13 protein-coding genes are annotated in these 14239 nt (G+C 70.8%); 2 read left to right on the forward strand and 11 right to left on the reverse strand.

From position 1 onward, the window contains the following. Positions 1 to 36: 36 nt before the first annotated feature. Positions 37 to 603, forward strand: a complete 567-nt coding sequence (locus tag WMF12_RS10590; RefSeq protein ID WP_437870491.1) for a hypothetical protein — start codon at positions 37 to 39, stop codon at positions 601 to 603. A 26-nt stretch (positions 604 to 629) separates the two neighbouring features. Here the strand turns inward: WMF12_RS10590 and gcvPA are convergent, their stop codons facing one another. From gcvPA to WMF12_RS10635, 9 genes are all read right to left on the reverse strand, one after another. Then, entirely contained in the window at positions 630 to 1994 is a 1365-nt protein-coding gene (gene gcvPA / locus WMF12_RS10595; RefSeq protein ID WP_437870492.1) for an aminomethyl-transferring glycine dehydrogenase subunit GcvPA, read from the reverse strand. A 56-nt stretch (positions 1995 to 2050) separates the two neighbouring features. Continuing rightward, complete coding sequence (gene gcvH / locus WMF12_RS10600; RefSeq protein WP_437551815.1) at positions 2051 to 2452, reverse strand: glycine cleavage system protein GcvH; 402 nt, start codon at positions 2450 to 2452, stop codon at positions 2051 to 2053. A gap of 88 nt (positions 2453 to 2540) precedes the next feature. Then, entirely contained in the window at positions 2541 to 3662 is a 1122-nt protein-coding gene (gene gcvT, locus WMF12_RS10605) for a glycine cleavage system aminomethyltransferase GcvT (RefSeq protein WP_437870493.1), read from the reverse strand. A gap of 95 nt (positions 3663 to 3757) precedes the next feature. Next, on the reverse strand, positions 3758 to 4300 hold the full coding sequence (locus WMF12_RS10610) for a hypothetical protein (RefSeq protein ID WP_437870494.1): 543 nt from the start codon (positions 4298 to 4300) through the stop codon (positions 3758 to 3760). After that, positions 4297 to 7941 (reverse strand): hypothetical protein, encoded by a 3645-nt coding sequence (locus WMF12_RS10615; RefSeq protein WP_437870495.1) that lies wholly within the window; start codon positions 7939 to 7941, stop codon positions 4297 to 4299. The genes WMF12_RS10610 and WMF12_RS10615 overlap by 4 nt, the downstream gene beginning before the upstream one ends. Before the next feature lie 16 nt (positions 7942 to 7957). Then, positions 7958 to 8557 carry a hypothetical protein gene (locus WMF12_RS10620; RefSeq protein WP_437870496.1) on the reverse strand — a complete coding sequence of 200 codons (600 nt, stop codon included), beginning with the start codon at positions 8555 to 8557 and terminating at the stop codon, positions 7958 to 7960. Continuing rightward, positions 8551 to 9897 carry a PilW family protein gene (locus WMF12_RS10625; protein ID WP_437870497.1) on the reverse strand — a complete coding sequence of 449 codons (1347 nt, stop codon included), beginning with the start codon at positions 9895 to 9897 and terminating at the stop codon, positions 8551 to 8553. The genes WMF12_RS10620 and WMF12_RS10625 overlap by 7 nt, the downstream gene beginning before the upstream one ends. Next, positions 9894 to 10496 (reverse strand): type IV pilus modification PilV family protein, encoded by a 603-nt coding sequence (locus tag WMF12_RS10630; protein WP_437870498.1) that lies wholly within the window; start codon positions 10494 to 10496, stop codon positions 9894 to 9896. The genes WMF12_RS10625 and WMF12_RS10630 overlap by 4 nt, the downstream gene beginning before the upstream one ends. Next, complete coding sequence (locus WMF12_RS10635) at positions 10493 to 11329, reverse strand: pilus assembly FimT family protein (RefSeq protein ID WP_437870499.1); 837 nt, start codon at positions 11327 to 11329, stop codon at positions 10493 to 10495. Before WMF12_RS10635 ends, WMF12_RS10630 begins: the two co-directional genes overlap by 4 nt. 65 nt (positions 11330 to 11394) lie before the next feature. Between WMF12_RS10635 and WMF12_RS10640 the strand changes: the two genes are divergently transcribed. Beyond that, complete coding sequence (locus WMF12_RS10640; RefSeq protein WP_437870500.1) at positions 11395 to 12501, forward strand: DUF6599 family protein; 1107 nt, start codon at positions 11395 to 11397, stop codon at positions 12499 to 12501. A gap of 72 nt (positions 12502 to 12573) precedes the next feature. Here the strand turns inward: WMF12_RS10640 and WMF12_RS10645 are convergent, their stop codons facing one another. After that, positions 12574 to 13296 carry a peptidylprolyl isomerase gene (locus WMF12_RS10645; RefSeq protein WP_437870501.1) on the reverse strand — a complete coding sequence of 241 codons (723 nt, stop codon included), beginning with the start codon at positions 13294 to 13296 and terminating at the stop codon, positions 12574 to 12576. Positions 13297 to 13347: 51 nt separating this feature from the next. Further along, positions 13348 to 14196: a MaoC/PaaZ C-terminal domain-containing protein gene (locus WMF12_RS10650; protein WP_437870502.1), complete on the reverse strand. Its 849-nt coding sequence runs from the start codon at positions 14194 to 14196 to the stop codon at positions 13348 to 13350. Between the last annotated feature and the right edge of the window lie 43 nt (positions 14197 to 14239).

The raw sequence follows: 14239 nt of genomic DNA on the forward strand, positions 1-14239 counted from the left end.
CTATCGCCGCTCGGCGCTTCGTGGTAGCTCGCTCGCGTGCGCTCGCCCATCGCCTGCCTCGCCGCCCTCGGGGCCTTGCTCGCCCCGCTCGCCTGGTCATCACCGTCGCGCGCGGACGCCTCCGCGTGGACCTTCGTGGGCGCCGGCGCGGTCGGCTGGAAGCAGGGCGAAAGCGACTTCATCTTCGACGGCGCGCTGTCGTGCGACGTCGGCGTCGGGACCACGCCCGACGCGCCCGTCATCGTCGGCGGCCTGATGCGCGCGACGCCGATCCTCGACAGCGGCATCGATCTCGCGCTGCTCGCCCGGGTCGCGACGCGCGGCTTCCAGGCTGGCCAGCTGGGCCTTGCCCTCGACGCGGGCGGCTACCGCCGCTTCTGGGGCGCAGGTTCCACGGGCGTGGCCGGCGCGCTCACGCTGGGCGCGCCGCTCGGCATCAGCCTCTCGCTCCAGGGGAGCTACGGGACCGACAATGCGATGGCGTTCGCCGCCATCGCGGGCATCGACCTGCTGCGTCTCACCGTCTACCGGCAGTCGCTCCTGCCGCTGTGGCCGAACCCGTTCCCCGCGCAGCAGCGCGGGCAGGACGTCGCCTCGCGCTGACGAAGGCGGGGGATCGCTCCTCCGCTTCAGCCCGTGAACCCCGCGAGCCCCTCCACGAGCCGATCGAGATCCGCGCGGCTGTGCCGCTCGGTCACGGCGACCAGCAGCTCGTCCCGCCGCCGCGCGTCGATCCGCCCGAGATCGAGCCCCGCGATGATCCCCTGCTCGGCCAGCGCCCGCGTGAGCCTCCCCGCGTCCCCGCCGCGGACCTTCACGACGAACTCGTGGAACGTCGGCGCCGACATCGGCAGCGAGTACCCGTCGAGCCGCGCGATCTCCCGCTTCAGGTGCTCGGCCTTCGCGAGGCACTGCTTCGCCGCCTCCACGAACCCGCGCTTGCCGAGCATGCACATCCGCATCGTGACCGCCGTCGCGCAGAGGCCGCTGTTCGTGCAGATGTTGCTCGTCGCCCGCTCGCGGCGGATGTGCTGCTCGCGCGTCGCGAGCGTCAGCACGTACCCGCGGGCCCCATGTTTGTCGACCGTCTCGCCGACCAGCCGGCCGGGCACCTGCTGGAGGTACTTGCGGTCGTTCCGGCACGCGAACAGCCCGACGTTGGGGCCGCCGTACTGCGGCGGCAGCCCGAGCGGCTGGCCCTCCGCCACCGCAATGTCGGCGCCGAGCGCGCCCGGCGACTCGAGCAGCGCGAGCGCGTACGGGTCCAGGGTGACCGTGATCAGCAGCGCGCCCTTCTGGTGGCACACCTCGGCCACCTTCCGGATGTCGCCCACGACGCCGAAGAAATTCGGATAGCCGACCACCACGCAGGCGGTCGTCTCGTCGATCGCCCGCGTCAGCGCCTCGACGTCCGCCGTGCCGTCGCGGCCGACGTCGACCCCGACCAGCGACGCCTTGCCGGCCCCGATGCCGTGCACGTACGTCTCGACCGTGCCGACATAGTCGGGGTGCACGCCCCCGGACAGGACCGTGCGCTCGCGCCCCGTCAGCCGGCGGGCCATCAGCACGGCCTCCGCGAGCGCGCTCGCGCCATCGTACATCGACGCGTTGGCGATCGGCAGCCCGAGGATCTCGCTCACGATCGTCTGGAACTCGAAGATCACCTGGAGCGTGCCCTGGGAGACCTCGGGCTGGTACGGCGTGTACGCGGTGTAGAACTCGCTGCGGAGCAGCAGCTGATCGGCGGCCGGCGGGAAATGGTGCTCGTAGGCGCCGGCCCCCAGGAACGAGAGCATGCGCCCTGCGCGGTTCTTCTGGGCGAGCTCCTCGAGGTGCCGCATGAGCGACGCCTCGTCGAGCGAAGGCTCCATCGAGAGCGGGCGCGTGAGGCGCGCCTCCTTCGGGATCGCGCTGTAGAGCTCCTCGAGCGACGACAGGCCGACGGCCTGCAGCATCTCGCTGATTTCCTCGGGCGTGTGGGGCAGGTAGCGCATGGTCTTGTGCAGCGGGAAGCGGGAAGGGTGATGCGGAACGCGGAGGGGCGCGGCGCTCAGTGCGCCGCGGTCTTCAGGAGCTCGCTGTACGCGTCGGGATCCATGAGCGTGCCGAGCTCGCCCTGGTCCGAGGGGACGACCTCGATCATCCACGCCTTGCCGTAGCAGTCGTCGTTGACGAGCTCGGGGCGGCTCTCGAGATCCGCGTTCACGCGCTGGATCTTGCCGCTCACCGGCGCGAACAGATCGCTCAGCGTCTTGACGCTCTCGATCGTGCCGAACGCCGTGCCCGCGGTGATCGTGTCGCCCGGCTTCACGTCGAGGTTGACCAGCGTGATGTCGCCGAGCTGCTCGACCGCGAAGGCGGTGATCCCGATCACGACGAGATCGTTCTCCTGCTTGGCCCACTCGTGGTCCTTCGTGTACCGCCGGTCCGTTCGGACATTGTCGCTCGCCATGTGACTTCTTCTCCCTTTGCCAACCTGGATCTCTGGTCGCCGCGCGCGGTCGCTCGGATCGGCCCGCCGCGGCGCGCCTCGGCGCGGGTCAGGCCCGCTTGTAGAACGGGGTCTTGACCACGACCGCCTCGACCGAGCGCCCGCGGCAGTCCACCTGGAAGGCGGTCCCTACCGCCGCCATCGGCGCCGGCAGGTAGCCGAGCCCGATGTTCTTGCCGACGGTCGGCCCCGGGCTGCCGCTCGTGCAGACGCCGACCTTCGCGCCGCTCACGTCGAGCAGCGGGTAGCCGTGGCGCGCGATGCCGCGCCCCGTCATCTCGAAGCCGACCAGCTTGCGCGCGGGGCCCTCGTCCTTGATGCGCTGGAGCGCGGCGCGCCCCACGAAATCGCCCTTGTCGAGCTTCACCACCCAGCCGAGGCCCGCCTCGATGGGGTTCGTCGTCTCGTCGATGTCGTTGCCGTACAGCGACAGGCGCGCCTCCAGGCGGAGCGTGTCGCGCGCGCCGAGGCCCGTCGCCTCGAGGCCGAGCGGACCGCCGAGCTCGACGAGCGCACGCCAGAGCCGCTGCGCGTCGGACGGCGAGCAGAAGATCTCGATGCCGTCCTCGCCGGTGTAGCCGGTGCGGGCCACGGTGCAGCGCACGTTGGCGAGCGTCGCGTCGCGGAAGTGGAACGGCGCGAGCTCGCGCAGCGAAGGTCCGTCGCCGCCCGCGAGCGCGACGATGTCGAGCGCCTTCGGCCCCTGGAGCGCCATCATCGCCGTGCGATCCGACGCGTCCTCGAAGCTGCAGTGGCCCTGCGCCGCGCCCCGGATGTGGGCGGCGATCTTGTCGCGGTTCGAGGCGTTGCAGACGATGAGCCACTGCCGCGCGTCGATCCGGTACACGATGAGGTCGTCGAGGATCGTTCCGGCCTCGTTGCACGCGCACGTGTAGAGCGCGTGGCCATCCTCCAGCTTCTTCACGTCGTTCGTGACGAGGTAGTCGACCACCTGTCCGGAGTGCTCGCCGCTCAGGATGATCTCGCCCATGTGCGAGACGTCGAACAGCCCGGCGGCGGTGCGCACCGCCTTGTGCTCTTCGGTGACGCCTTTGTACTGGACTGGCATCTCCCAGCCGGCGAACGGGACCATGCGGCCGCCGAGCTTGATGTGCTCGTCGTAGAGCGGCGTCCTTCGGAGCGGAGCGGTGGGGAGCGGCTTGGTCGACACGGCCGCGATCTACTTCGAAAGGTCGGAGATGTCGACTGGCGCCGACTGGCGCAGCGGCCCCGCGGCGCTGGAGGTCGAGGCCGCCGCCGCCGCGCTCACTCGAGGCGGGTGGGATCGATCACCTTGCCGTCCGGCGTGAGCCCGCTGCGGCGCCAGCGCTCCTCGACCGACAGGCCCTGCTCCGCGGGCGCCCGGGTCTCGTCGCGGATGACGAGCTCCGAGATGTGCGCGCGCGAGACCACCTCGATCCGGATCATCCGCTGCGGCGCGCTCTTCACGGTGGCGCGCGAGAAGATCGTCTTCGCAGGCCCGGTCTCGACATTTCCGGCGAGGACGCGCGTGCGCACGTAGTTCGCCACCCGCTCGGCAGGGATTTCCCCGACGGCGAAGACGGCATCGGCGAAGCGCGCGCGCACCTTCATGCGGCGCGGAATGGGCAGGCCGAACGCCTGCTCGGCCCCCTCGGCGAGCTCGCCCGGCAGCGCCTGGTCGACCGGCGGCTTCGGGGCCGTGGTTTCGCTCGCCTGCGGCGCCGGCGCCGGCGCGCTGGCGTCGCTACGGCAGGCGGGCGCTGCCGAAGCGCACGCGACGAGCGCGGCGAGCGCGCCGGCGGCGCGCGACAGGCTGGCTCGCGTCATTCGATGAGGGTGGCCCACGAGTCGATCTTAACGACCTTGCGCGGCCGCTGCAGCGTCCTCGTGCTCGTTCGCGTCTCGCCCCCCTGGGCGTCCGCGTCGCCGGCGGCGCCGGTGTGGAACACGAGCTGGTACTCGGGCGGGGTGGAGTGCCGGACGATCGTCTGCGGGCCGAAGTACGGATCGGTGTAGTTCTCCGTATCCACGCAGGTCGGCTTCTGGGTCACGGCCACGCCGAAGACGATGGTGCCCGGCGACTGCAGCTCGAAGCGCTCCGGAGGCGCGAGCGGATCGACGACGAGGCAGCCGTTCGGGAGCGCGGGCGAGTCCGTGTTGCCGAGCAGGTAGTCGACGCCCCAGATGGCGCCGCGCCCGTCCGCGCACGCGTAGGTCCCGGGCGCGACGGGCGTGAACGTCGCGAAGTACGCGCAGCCGTTGAAGAGGGAGATGGGCCCGGTCACGCGCTGGCCGCCCGTGAAGGGGACGACCCAGTTCTCGCTGAAGCGGAGGCTTGTGTTGTGCGGTCGCTCGGTGATCGACCAGACCCGCGTCTCGATGGCGCCGCTCGCCGTGAACGCCTCCTGATCGCCGGTGGAGAACAGGATGACCTTGTTGCCGAGCGGATCGGTGCTCACGATCGGCGTCGTCTGGATCGGCTGGCTGCTCGCCGCGCTGTCGGTCGGGAACGAGTACGCGTCCCAGGCGAGGTCCACGGTCCAGTTGTCCGGGTTGGTGCTCGTCAGGCTGACGCGCCAGAGCGTCCCGTCGGCGTCGCCGACGTAGATGCGCTCGGCGACCTCACCGACGCCCGCCGGGAACGGCACGGGGATGCCGGTGATCGGCGAGTCGAAGTCGACCTCCGTGGTCCGCGAGGCGATCCCGGCCGGGGCCTCGGAGGGGAGGCCGCGGAACGTGCGGAGGATCTCGCCCGTGTCCAGCCGGACGATCGTGAGCGAGCGCGACGGCCCGACGGGGCCGCCGGTGCCCGCGCTGCCCCAGCACCGGACTGAGTCGCGGACCGCCAGGGTGCCCGTCGGATAGAAGAGCGGGTGCGCCGTGTTCTTCCGGTTGCACGCGGGCTGGCTCGTATCGAGCGGGGCGGAGCCGCCGGGCAGGATGGCGACCGCGATCTCCTTGATCTGGCCGCCGGACTCCATCTCCACCATGCCGATCGCCGGCGTCGGCGTCGCCTCGCCGAACAGCGGGGTGCCGGCGTCGTCGGTGGACAGCTGCCAGAGGAACCGCGGCGCCTTCGGGTTCGTCACGTCGAGCGCGTAGTAGAAGCTGCCGCCCGCGCCGCCGCTGGCGAGGAGCACGGTGTTCCACGTCGCGTTGGCGCTGCTCACCTGCGCCGACGTGCGCTCGAAGACGACGTTCTTCACGACGGGCGCGCCGTCGAGCAGCAGCGATTGCTGGTTGAACGTCGCGAGCAGCCGGGGGAGCACGTGGGGCGGCAGGAACGACCAGAGCTCGTTGTTCTCGACCTTGTCCACCTTGAGCGTGTCCGACGCGGTCGCTGCGGTCACCTGGAAGGCGTGCAGCTGCCCGTCGGTCGTCGCCGTGTAGAGCACGAGCGGCCGGGTCGCCTGATCGGGGTGCTCCGCGAAGGCCCGGTAGGACTCGTCGGGGATGTAGTCGTTCGGCGGCCCCACGACGACCGGCGTGGAGTGATAGATGCTGCCGAGCTCGTTGCCGTCGCGGGAGGCGACGCCCGAGGGCATCGGCTGGCCGACCTCCCACTCGATGATGCGCCGGGCGCAGTCCGCGGCGTTGGTCGCCTGCAGCCCGCCCGAGCACTGCGGCGGGACGGGCGCGCTGGGATCGAGATCGAGCGCGCGGGACGCGCTGGAGAGATCGGTCGCGAACGCCGTCGCCTGCGCGGGCGCGCCGCTGCCGGTCACCGTGCCCGTGTAGCTGCCCAGCCCGTCCGTGGCGACGGTGGCGGGGCGGATGCTCCGGCTCGACCAGATGCGCTGCGCGGTGGTGTCCAGCTCGCCGATCACGGTGAAGAACTGCCGCGGCTGCCCGGTATTCGAGTTGACGTTGGCCGCGAAGTCATCGCCCTTGCCGGGGTCGATGTCCTTCAGCTGCGTCGTCATGACGCCGCTCACGGTCTCGCAGACGAAGCGCTTGCGCTCGAGGTTGCCGCTCCAGAGCGAGCCGTCCGGCGGCGGGCTGAACGAGGAGGCGAACTGGTAGGCGACCCCCTCGTCGGTGCTGCCGTTGTTCGCGGTCGTGGTCGCATTGGCGAAGACGGGGAGGGTGCGGCTCGTCGAGTTCGCGGCGATCTGCGCGAAGATCCGCGACATCACCGCGGAGAGCTCGTTGGCGTCGTCCGGGAAATAGCCGCGATCGGTCCCGCCCTCGATGGCGATGCGCGAGAGCGTGCAGCACGCCTTGACCGCGCCAGCGGCGTTGTCGCAGCGCCCGGCGGGCAGGAAATCAGCGCTGGAGATCGTCGCGCAATTGAACGTCGGATCGCCGAGCTCCTGCCGCGCCAGGGTGGTAAGGCCGAACCCGACGGTATAGGTCGGCACGCGCCGGTTCGGGTTGACGTGGGAGTTGAGCGACTGGGCGATGACCTGCGGCTCGTCGTAAGGACAGCCCGTCCCATCGGGGCCGGGGCCGGCGCCCTGTGTGCAGGTCGGGCGCAGGTCGAGGTTCGGCTCGCCGTCGGAGATGAGCACGATCGAGGTCTTGCGGCAGCCGCCGCTGATGAACGGATCGTCGCGCGGCCCGAGCGGCCGACTCTCCCATGTCGAGGCCTCGTTCAGGATGTAGTCGCGCGCGTCGGACAGCATCCCGGCGAGCGGCGTCGCGCCGTAGGGGCGCATCGCGATGAGCGCGTTCTGGATGCTCTCGTTCACGCTGCGGATCTCGGTGGTGTCCGCCGTGTAGGTCGGGAAGGGGATGAGCGGCCCTTCCCAGAGCGGCGCGGCCGGGTTCCTGGCGCCGACCTCCATGTCCGCGGGAGCGCAGGCGGGCGGGTTGCCTCGCGCCGGGTATCCTGCGCCGGTCTCGAACCCGAGGAAGTAGCTCCACATCCCCTCGATGCCGCCCACGGGATCGGGAACGCCGGAGAGGAGCCCGGTGCTCGCGTCGGGGAGCGTGTCGAACGTCATGAGCGAGAACCGGATCCGGTCCTGATAGACGTCGAGCAGGCCGGAGTTGAGCTGCGTGAACGGCGTCGTACAAGGAGTGGCCGCGTTGTCCCAGCGATGCTCTCCCACCAGATCATAGGTCGCCCCTGGGCCCTTCGTGCAGTGGCCCGAGATCATGCGATGGAACGGGATGTAGTAGTTCCTGTCGTAGGGCGGCTCTCCCCCGAGGCTGAACTCGTTGACGAACGCGGTGCCCGTGCGGGGCTGCGCGACGCAGCTGAAGTCCTGGATCGGGCCCGTGAGCGACTCGACGAGCTTCGTCCAGCGGCTCTTCAGGGCCTCGGAGGCGGGGGGAGTGCCTGGGTTGCAGTCCGGCTCCCCGCCCGCCACCGTCTTCTCCATCGAGCCCGACGTGTCGACCAGCAAGAGCACGTTGGGCAGCGGCGGCTCCACATCCATGGCCTGCGCGCGTGCGCGCCCCGCGACGAGGCCGAGCGTCGCCGCGGAGCTCATGGTGACAAGGACCTTCGTCAGGTTTCGCATCGTGCGCTCCGGTTCGTCACTTCGAGCAGAGGATATCGGCAACGACGGACATGGATTCCTGGCTGCCCGCCGTCGCGATGGCGGAGCCGCCGGGCCAGGCGATGAGACGCGCGCTCATGGTGACCGTGCAGTAATCGACGCTCACCGGGTTCGGGCCGCCCATGTCGCTGCCGGCGCGGTTCCCTATCGCAGGCCTTATCTTATCAGTGATCTCCACCTTGGCGATCCACTGGACGTCGGCGCGACCAAGGCTCCCGGGCGTCTCCGGCGGGCCGGCCGTGGGCGGCTCCAGGAGCTCTTCTGCCGCGTCGAACGTGTGCGGCAAGAGCGGCCAGCACGCGTCGGTGATGACCGAGCAGCTCGTCGACCTGGGGATCATCTCCAGGCCTCCCTTCTGCTCGATCTCGGCGATCGCGAGCTGCATCGCGTACTCGGTGAGATAGTGGGTCTGCGTCATCCGGCGCTCGTGGCCGCTGGCGATGGTCGACAGCGTGGCCGCGTGGGCCGCGAACAGGCCGATGGCGGTGAGCATCGTGATGACCAGCACGACGATGAAGACGGCGGCGCCCCGCTCGCGGGAGCGCCGGCGGGACCGGGCGATGCTTGTGTTCACCATGGGACGTAGGCCTGGTTGGGGAGCGCGATGTCGGCGTAGAGCGTGCGCATCCGGGCGTAGACTGGCGGCGATCCGGAGGGCGCCGTGTTCCCATAGGTGTTGGCGCCCGCGGCGATGCCGGGGATCAGGAACCTGAGCCTGCGGCCATCCGGGCCCACGGGGACGGGGAGGCCGACGTCGCGATCGGGCGCCCGGGTGCGGGTCGAGAGCCGGACCTGGACTGCCCGCACGCGCTGCGGCATGGCCCCTGGCTGGTCGTTCGCGGCGGCGTTGGTGTACACGGACGCGTTGTCGATCGCGGTGATCGGAAACCGCGTGATCTGCGGATTGGTCACCCCGGGCACGGTGCCCTCCGTTGCGGTGGAGATCCCGAACTTCAGATCGACGGCGTACTCCGCGATGAGCTCGAGCGTGCCCGGGATCTCCTGATCCTCTTCGTCGAGCTCGACCCGCACGAGCTCGGTGCGGCCGTTGTCGCCGGTGAGCGCCGGCGTGACGGGCGCCACGAGAGGGTCGTAGGCCGTCCCCTTGCCGACGAGGCTCCGGATGTCGTAGCGGACGCGGGAGACGACGTTCACCCATCCTCCGTCGCCGGTGGAGCCGCCGGGGGTCACGCCGCAATCGGCGAGCCCGACAAGCGTCGGCAGGCCGGGATCCGCCCTCAGCGTGATGTCGATCTGGGTGGGCGGGTTGCCGATCACGTTGACCTGGTCGATGACGCCATACAGGAACTTCTCCTGACCGCGCACCATGATGCGCAGGAAGCGGTGAGGCGCGAAGATCTGGGTCAGGCTCTGCCCGCCGCCCTGCGCGCGCGCGAGCGTGCGCTGCACGGCGGAGCTGTTCGGGTTGAGCTCGACGACCCAGTCGCCCGACTCATCGCTGATCTTCCTGAACTCGAACAGCTCGGTGCTGTTCAAGCTGCCGCCGATGATGATGGAGTCAGGGTGCAGCCCGTTGGCGATGCTCTGGTTGAGCTCCGTCGCATGGAGGAACTCCGACCCTTGGCGCAGGATCGAAATCCCGGCGAGGCGCCGCAGGCCGACGGGCGAGGCCGGGACCTGGCAGACCTCCGGGTCATTGAGGATGTTGGGCGACGAGAGGTAGGCCGCGCGCTGCAGGTCCGCGGTGAGCCGGTTCATCCCGAGCGTCGCCGCGAGGTGCGAGGCGGAGGCCCTCGCCTCGTTCTGAAAGAAGCGCGTCGCGTTCTTCGAGAGCAGGAAGGCCGCCAGCGACACGATGAGGCCGGCCGCCATCGCCACGAGCAGCTCCACGAGCGTGAAGCCTCGCTGTCCTGAGGCGCGCGCGCGCGGGCGGGTGGTGCGTCGGCTCGTCGTCATCGCCTGTCCTCGCTCGTGTTCCGGAGCACGCCCGTCGTCAGGTAGACGGCGCCGAAGCGCCCCGGGGCCGCGTCGACGTCGAGCGGGAGGATCCCGCAGTTGATCGGGTCCCCGTTGCGCTCCCAGACGACGCGGATCTCGGCGCGGAGGAGGCTGTCCCAGATCCGCGTGCCCGACACGGGATCGGTGAACTCGCGGAAGCGCACGTGCGTGCAGAACGCGGACGCCGACGTGTCGCCCGCGTAGATGTCGGCCCCGAGCACGTCGGCGCTCGGCGACCCGAGCGCGGTGATCTCCGTGGGGGTCACCTTCGTGAACGGGGCGGTGGTGCTGAGCGCGAGCCAGTCCGTGTCGCTGTTGATGTCGGGCACCCGCATGGGATCGTTCCACTGGAGCGCGTCCACCCGCAGCCGCTCTGCCCAGGTCATGGCGACGCTGTTGGCGATCGCGAGGTTGCGCGCGTTCGTGTTGCTGATGAGCGTCGCCTTCTGCAGCGCGAGCACCCCGGTGGCGCCGATCGCGAGCACGCCGAGCGCCGCCATGACCTCGATGAGCGTGTAGCCGCGGCTCGCCGCCCTCCTCGCACGCGCCGCGCTCACAGCCCGAGCCTCGCGACGCCGTTCGGCGGGACGAAGACCGAGCGCAGGAGGCCGGTCCTGGTGTTGGTCACATCCACCCGGAGCGCGCCGAGCAGCGGCGCGAACGCCCCGGCGGCGTCGTAGCGGACGAACGTACGCCCCCGCGGCGTGAAGCAGACGTCGGCGTTGTCGTGCGCCACGCCGGTGGGATCGAGCAGCTGCATCGCCGCCAGCTCGATGCCCTCGGTGTGGAACGTCGTGACCGGCTGGGTCTGGGCCGGGTCCATCCAGTTGGCGACGCTGAGGCAGCTCGTCGCGATCAGAGAGCCGGCGGCGATGTCATCGACCTGCGCCTGCCGCACCTGGAACGCGCCTGTCGAGGCGGTCCACCGCACGAGGACCGCCGCCCCGCGCCCGATCGCCTGGTAGCGCGCGAGCCGGTAGATGCCGCTGATCTCCATCGCGGTGCGGTTCACGCGGCGATCGCGCATGCCGCTCACGAAGCTCGGCGACGCCGCGGCGGCCAGGATGCCGATGAGGACCACCACCGCGAGCAGCTCCGGCAGGGTGAAGCCGCGCGCGCCACGGCGGCGCAGCGCGCGCTGCCCCGGAGCGCAAGCCCGCGGTCGATCGGAATCACGAGGAGGAGGTCGCGAACAGGAGGGAGGGCGCACCAAAGGATCGGCAAAGGCAAGCTGCATGCCCTCGACAGGTGGCGCTAAGTGATGGAACTTCAAGGTGAATCTCTCAAAGCGATTCGCCGCGGGCGCTAACGATTGCGGCGCTATGAAAAAAGGTGCAAGGCGAACAGGCCATGCGATTCCCGCCCGAAAGGTGTTCACCGAGAGGCCCATTGGACCACAGCGTGTCAGCTGCGACTCGCGCGACCCGCGCGACGCGCGCGTGCCCCGGGAGGCCGTTGCGCTCCCGTGCGTGGCGCTCCGCGCTGCTCGCCGGCGCGCTCGTGGCCGCGCTGTCTTCGGGCTGCAGCAAGAAGGAAGAGCCACTCGGCGCGCCGCCGCCGCCTCCGCCGGCCGCGAAGCCGGCCGCCTGCGCCGGCGGCGGGGGGACGATCAGCGACGCGGCGAGCGCGCCGTTCTTCCCGCGCACGACGGGCGGGTTCTGCCTCGACCCGAACGGCGGGGAGAAGACGTTCGGAGAATCGGCGCCCCTGCCGCTCGACAGCATCTGCGACATGTTTGACGGGGAGTGCGAGATCTACAAGGGATTCGGCGTGCGGCGGGTGGTCGAGGCGCGGTACGTGAGCGGCGAGGGCGGCTCCGCGACCGTCGACGTCCACCTCTCGAAATTCGGATCCACGGAGGGCGCTTACGGGATGTTCACGAAGCGCACCGTGGGCGACGGTGACCCCGCCGACGAGGCGACGCCCCGCGCGATCGAGGGGGGCGGCGCGGCCGCGATGGGGGTCGGGAACGCGTACCTCTGGCGCGGACAGTACCTCGCCGAGATCACCTACAACGACGAGGCGCTGGCCGAGGCGGCGCTCAAGTCGTCGAGCGAGAAGGTCCTGCCTGGGCTCGTGAAGGAGATGGGCGCGAAGCTGCCCGGCGAGCCGTCGCTGCCGCCTGCCGCGGCGGCGCTGCCCAGGGACAACATGATCCAGCTCGGGATCCGCTACGAGACCAAGGACGTGCTCGGGGTGGATGGCGCTGGGCCCGGCGCGTTCGGTTACTACAAGGAGGTCGACAAGCGCTACCGGGTGGTCGCGATCGTGCGCGACGACGTCGACCAGGCCAAGGACGTGGTGTCGACGCTGGCGAAGCTGCCGGGCGCGGCCAGGGAGAAGGGCATCGGCGACGGCTCCGTCCGCCTCATGAACAAGGACGGCGAGGGCTCCGCGACCGAGTGGGTGTTCGCGCGCGCCGACAAGACCGTCTACGGCATCGGCGACGAGGCCCGCGTGCTCCGCAACGGCATGACGGCCGACGAGCACGCCAAGCTGACGCTGACCAAGGAAGAGAAGACGGCGAGGCTGAAGAAGCTCGTCAGCGCGCCGGCGCGCTGACCGCAGCGGGAGGGGTCGAGCCGCCCGGGGCTCGCGACGCTGCGGCGCCGCGGCCCCGGCGGCGCCGCGCGCTCACTGCGTGCGGAGGATGACGTGGTAGCCGAACGCCGTCTCGACGAGGTCGCTCACCTGGCCGACCTTGATCTTCTCGAGGCCCGCCTGGAACTCCGGAACCATCGCGCCCTTCGGGAACTTGCCGAGGTCCCCGCCGCGCTTGTCCGCCCCCGGCTCGTCCGAGTACTCCTTCACGACGTCCGCGAACTTGCTCGGATCGGCCTTGGCCTTCGTCATGGCCTCGGTCGCGCGGGCCTTGGCTTCGTCCTTCGTGCGCTCGATGGTCGGGGGCGCTCGGCGGCTCCCCTTGTACATGACGAGCAGGTGCTTCGCGCCGAACATCTCCCTCGGCGCCTGCGCCGACTGCGCCGGGCGGGGCGTGGGAGCGGGCGGCGGAGCGGCGGCGGTCGCGTGCTCGTGCTCGTCGGGCTCCGGGGCGACGGGGGCCGCGAGGCGGGCGAGCGGCGTCTTGTTGAACATGCCGAAGAAGCCGAGGAGCCCGATCAGCACGAGCGCGCTGAGCACGGCGTGCGGCGCCCACCAGTACGGATCTTCCGGCTCGGCGCCGTCGTCCTCTGCGTCGTCGTCGTCGTGCGCGTGGCCGTGGCCGTGGCCACGGCCGCGGACCGCGGTGGCCTTCGCCTCTTCCTCCTCGCCGTCGTCGTTGCCTTCGTCGGTCGACCCGGCCTCGTCGAGGTCCTCGTCGTCCTTGGCCCTATCCTTCTCGCTCGTCTTGCTCATAACGCTTCCCTGATCCGGGCCTCGGCCATTAGCACGCGACCACGCCGGCCGTCAGCCGATCTCCGCCCACGCGCTCGTGAGCACCGGATCGGGGCGATCCTTGACAGAGGTGACCACCGCGACCTTGCCGCCGGCCAGCGCCCAGCCCCGCGTGATGAGGGTGTCGCCCGGCCACACCGGCTTGCGGAACTGCGCGCCGTACGCCCGCAGCCGGCTCGCGTCGCCGCCCGCCGCCTTCTGGATGATCGCGCGCGCCGCGAAGCCGTACGTGCAGAGGCCGTGCAGGATGGGGCCCTGCGTGAAGCTCGCCTTCGCAGCGACCTCCGGATCGGCGTGCAGCGGGTTCTCGTCGCCCGAGAGCCGGTAAAGCAGCGCCTGCTCGGGCGCCGTCGCCTGCTCGACGACCCAGTCGGGCTCGCGGTCCTTCGGCACGGGGGCCTCCGACTCGGCGTGCGGCGGGCGCGGCCCGCCGAAGCCACCGACGCCGCGCACGATGATCGACCACACCGTGTCGAAGAGCGGCTCGTCGTTGAGCGTGGTCTTCGTCTCGACGATCACCTGCGCGAACTTCTTGAGGTCGTAGATGGTCGCCAGCGTGGCGGTCGTGAACAGCGTCCCGCTCGTCGGGAGCGGGCGGTGCACCCGGAGCGTCTGCCCTCCGTGGACGATGAGCGCCAGCTCGGCCCCGGCCACCTCGAGCGCCTCGAACACGGTCCCCTGGGAGGGGATCACGCCGAACGTGGGGTAGACCTTCATGCCTCCCGGCGTGCCCTCGTACAGGTACTCGAGCTCCTCGCGCTTGGCGCCGATCCCGAGCGCATAGGTGGCCAGGGTCTTCCAGTTGAAGGTGAACGCGCTGGGCTGGGTCGTGTAGCCGACCTTCGAGAGATTCAGCGGCATCGGGGGCTCCTCGCAGGATGGAAACGGCCGGGCAGGCGTACCG

The sequence above is a fragment of the Sorangium sp. So ce363 genome, from assembly GCF_051520435.1.
In the GTDB taxonomy this organism is placed as follows: Bacteria; Myxococcota_A; Polyangia; order Polyangiales; family Polyangiaceae; genus Sorangium; species Sorangium cellulosum_B.

Excerpts from the sequence above, each read along its gene's own strand:
- gcvPA (WP_437870492.1), bottom strand. The coding sequence starts at position 1,994 with ATGCGCTACCTGCCCCACACGCCCGAGGAAATCAGCGAGATGCTGCAG.
- gcvH (WP_437551815.1), bottom strand. The coding sequence starts at position 2,452 with ATGGCGAGCGACAATGTCCGAACGGACCGGCGGTACACGAAGGACCAC.
- WMF12_RS10610 (WP_437870494.1), bottom strand. The coding sequence starts at position 4,300 with ATGACGCGAGCCAGCCTGTCGCGCGCCGCCGGCGCGCTCGCCGCGCTC.
- WMF12_RS10615 (WP_437870495.1), bottom strand. The coding sequence starts at position 7,941 with ATGCGAAACCTGACGAAGGTCCTTGTCACCATGAGCTCCGCGGCGACG.
- WMF12_RS10620 (WP_437870496.1), bottom strand. The coding sequence starts at position 8,557 with ATGGTGAACACAAGCATCGCCCGGTCCCGCCGGCGCTCCCGCGAGCGG.
- WMF12_RS10625 (WP_437870497.1), bottom strand. The coding sequence starts at position 9,897 with ATGACGACGAGCCGACGCACCACCCGCCCGCGCGCGCGCGCCTCAGGA.
- WMF12_RS10635 (WP_437870499.1), bottom strand. The coding sequence starts at position 11,329 with ATGGGCCTCTCGGTGAACACCTTTCGGGCGGGAATCGCATGGCCTGTT.
- WMF12_RS10645 (WP_437870501.1), bottom strand. The coding sequence starts at position 13,296 with ATGAGCAAGACGAGCGAGAAGGATAGGGCCAAGGACGACGAGGACCTC.
- WMF12_RS10650 (WP_437870502.1), bottom strand. The coding sequence starts at position 14,196 with ATGCCGCTGAATCTCTCGAAGGTCGGCTACACGACCCAGCCCAGCGCG.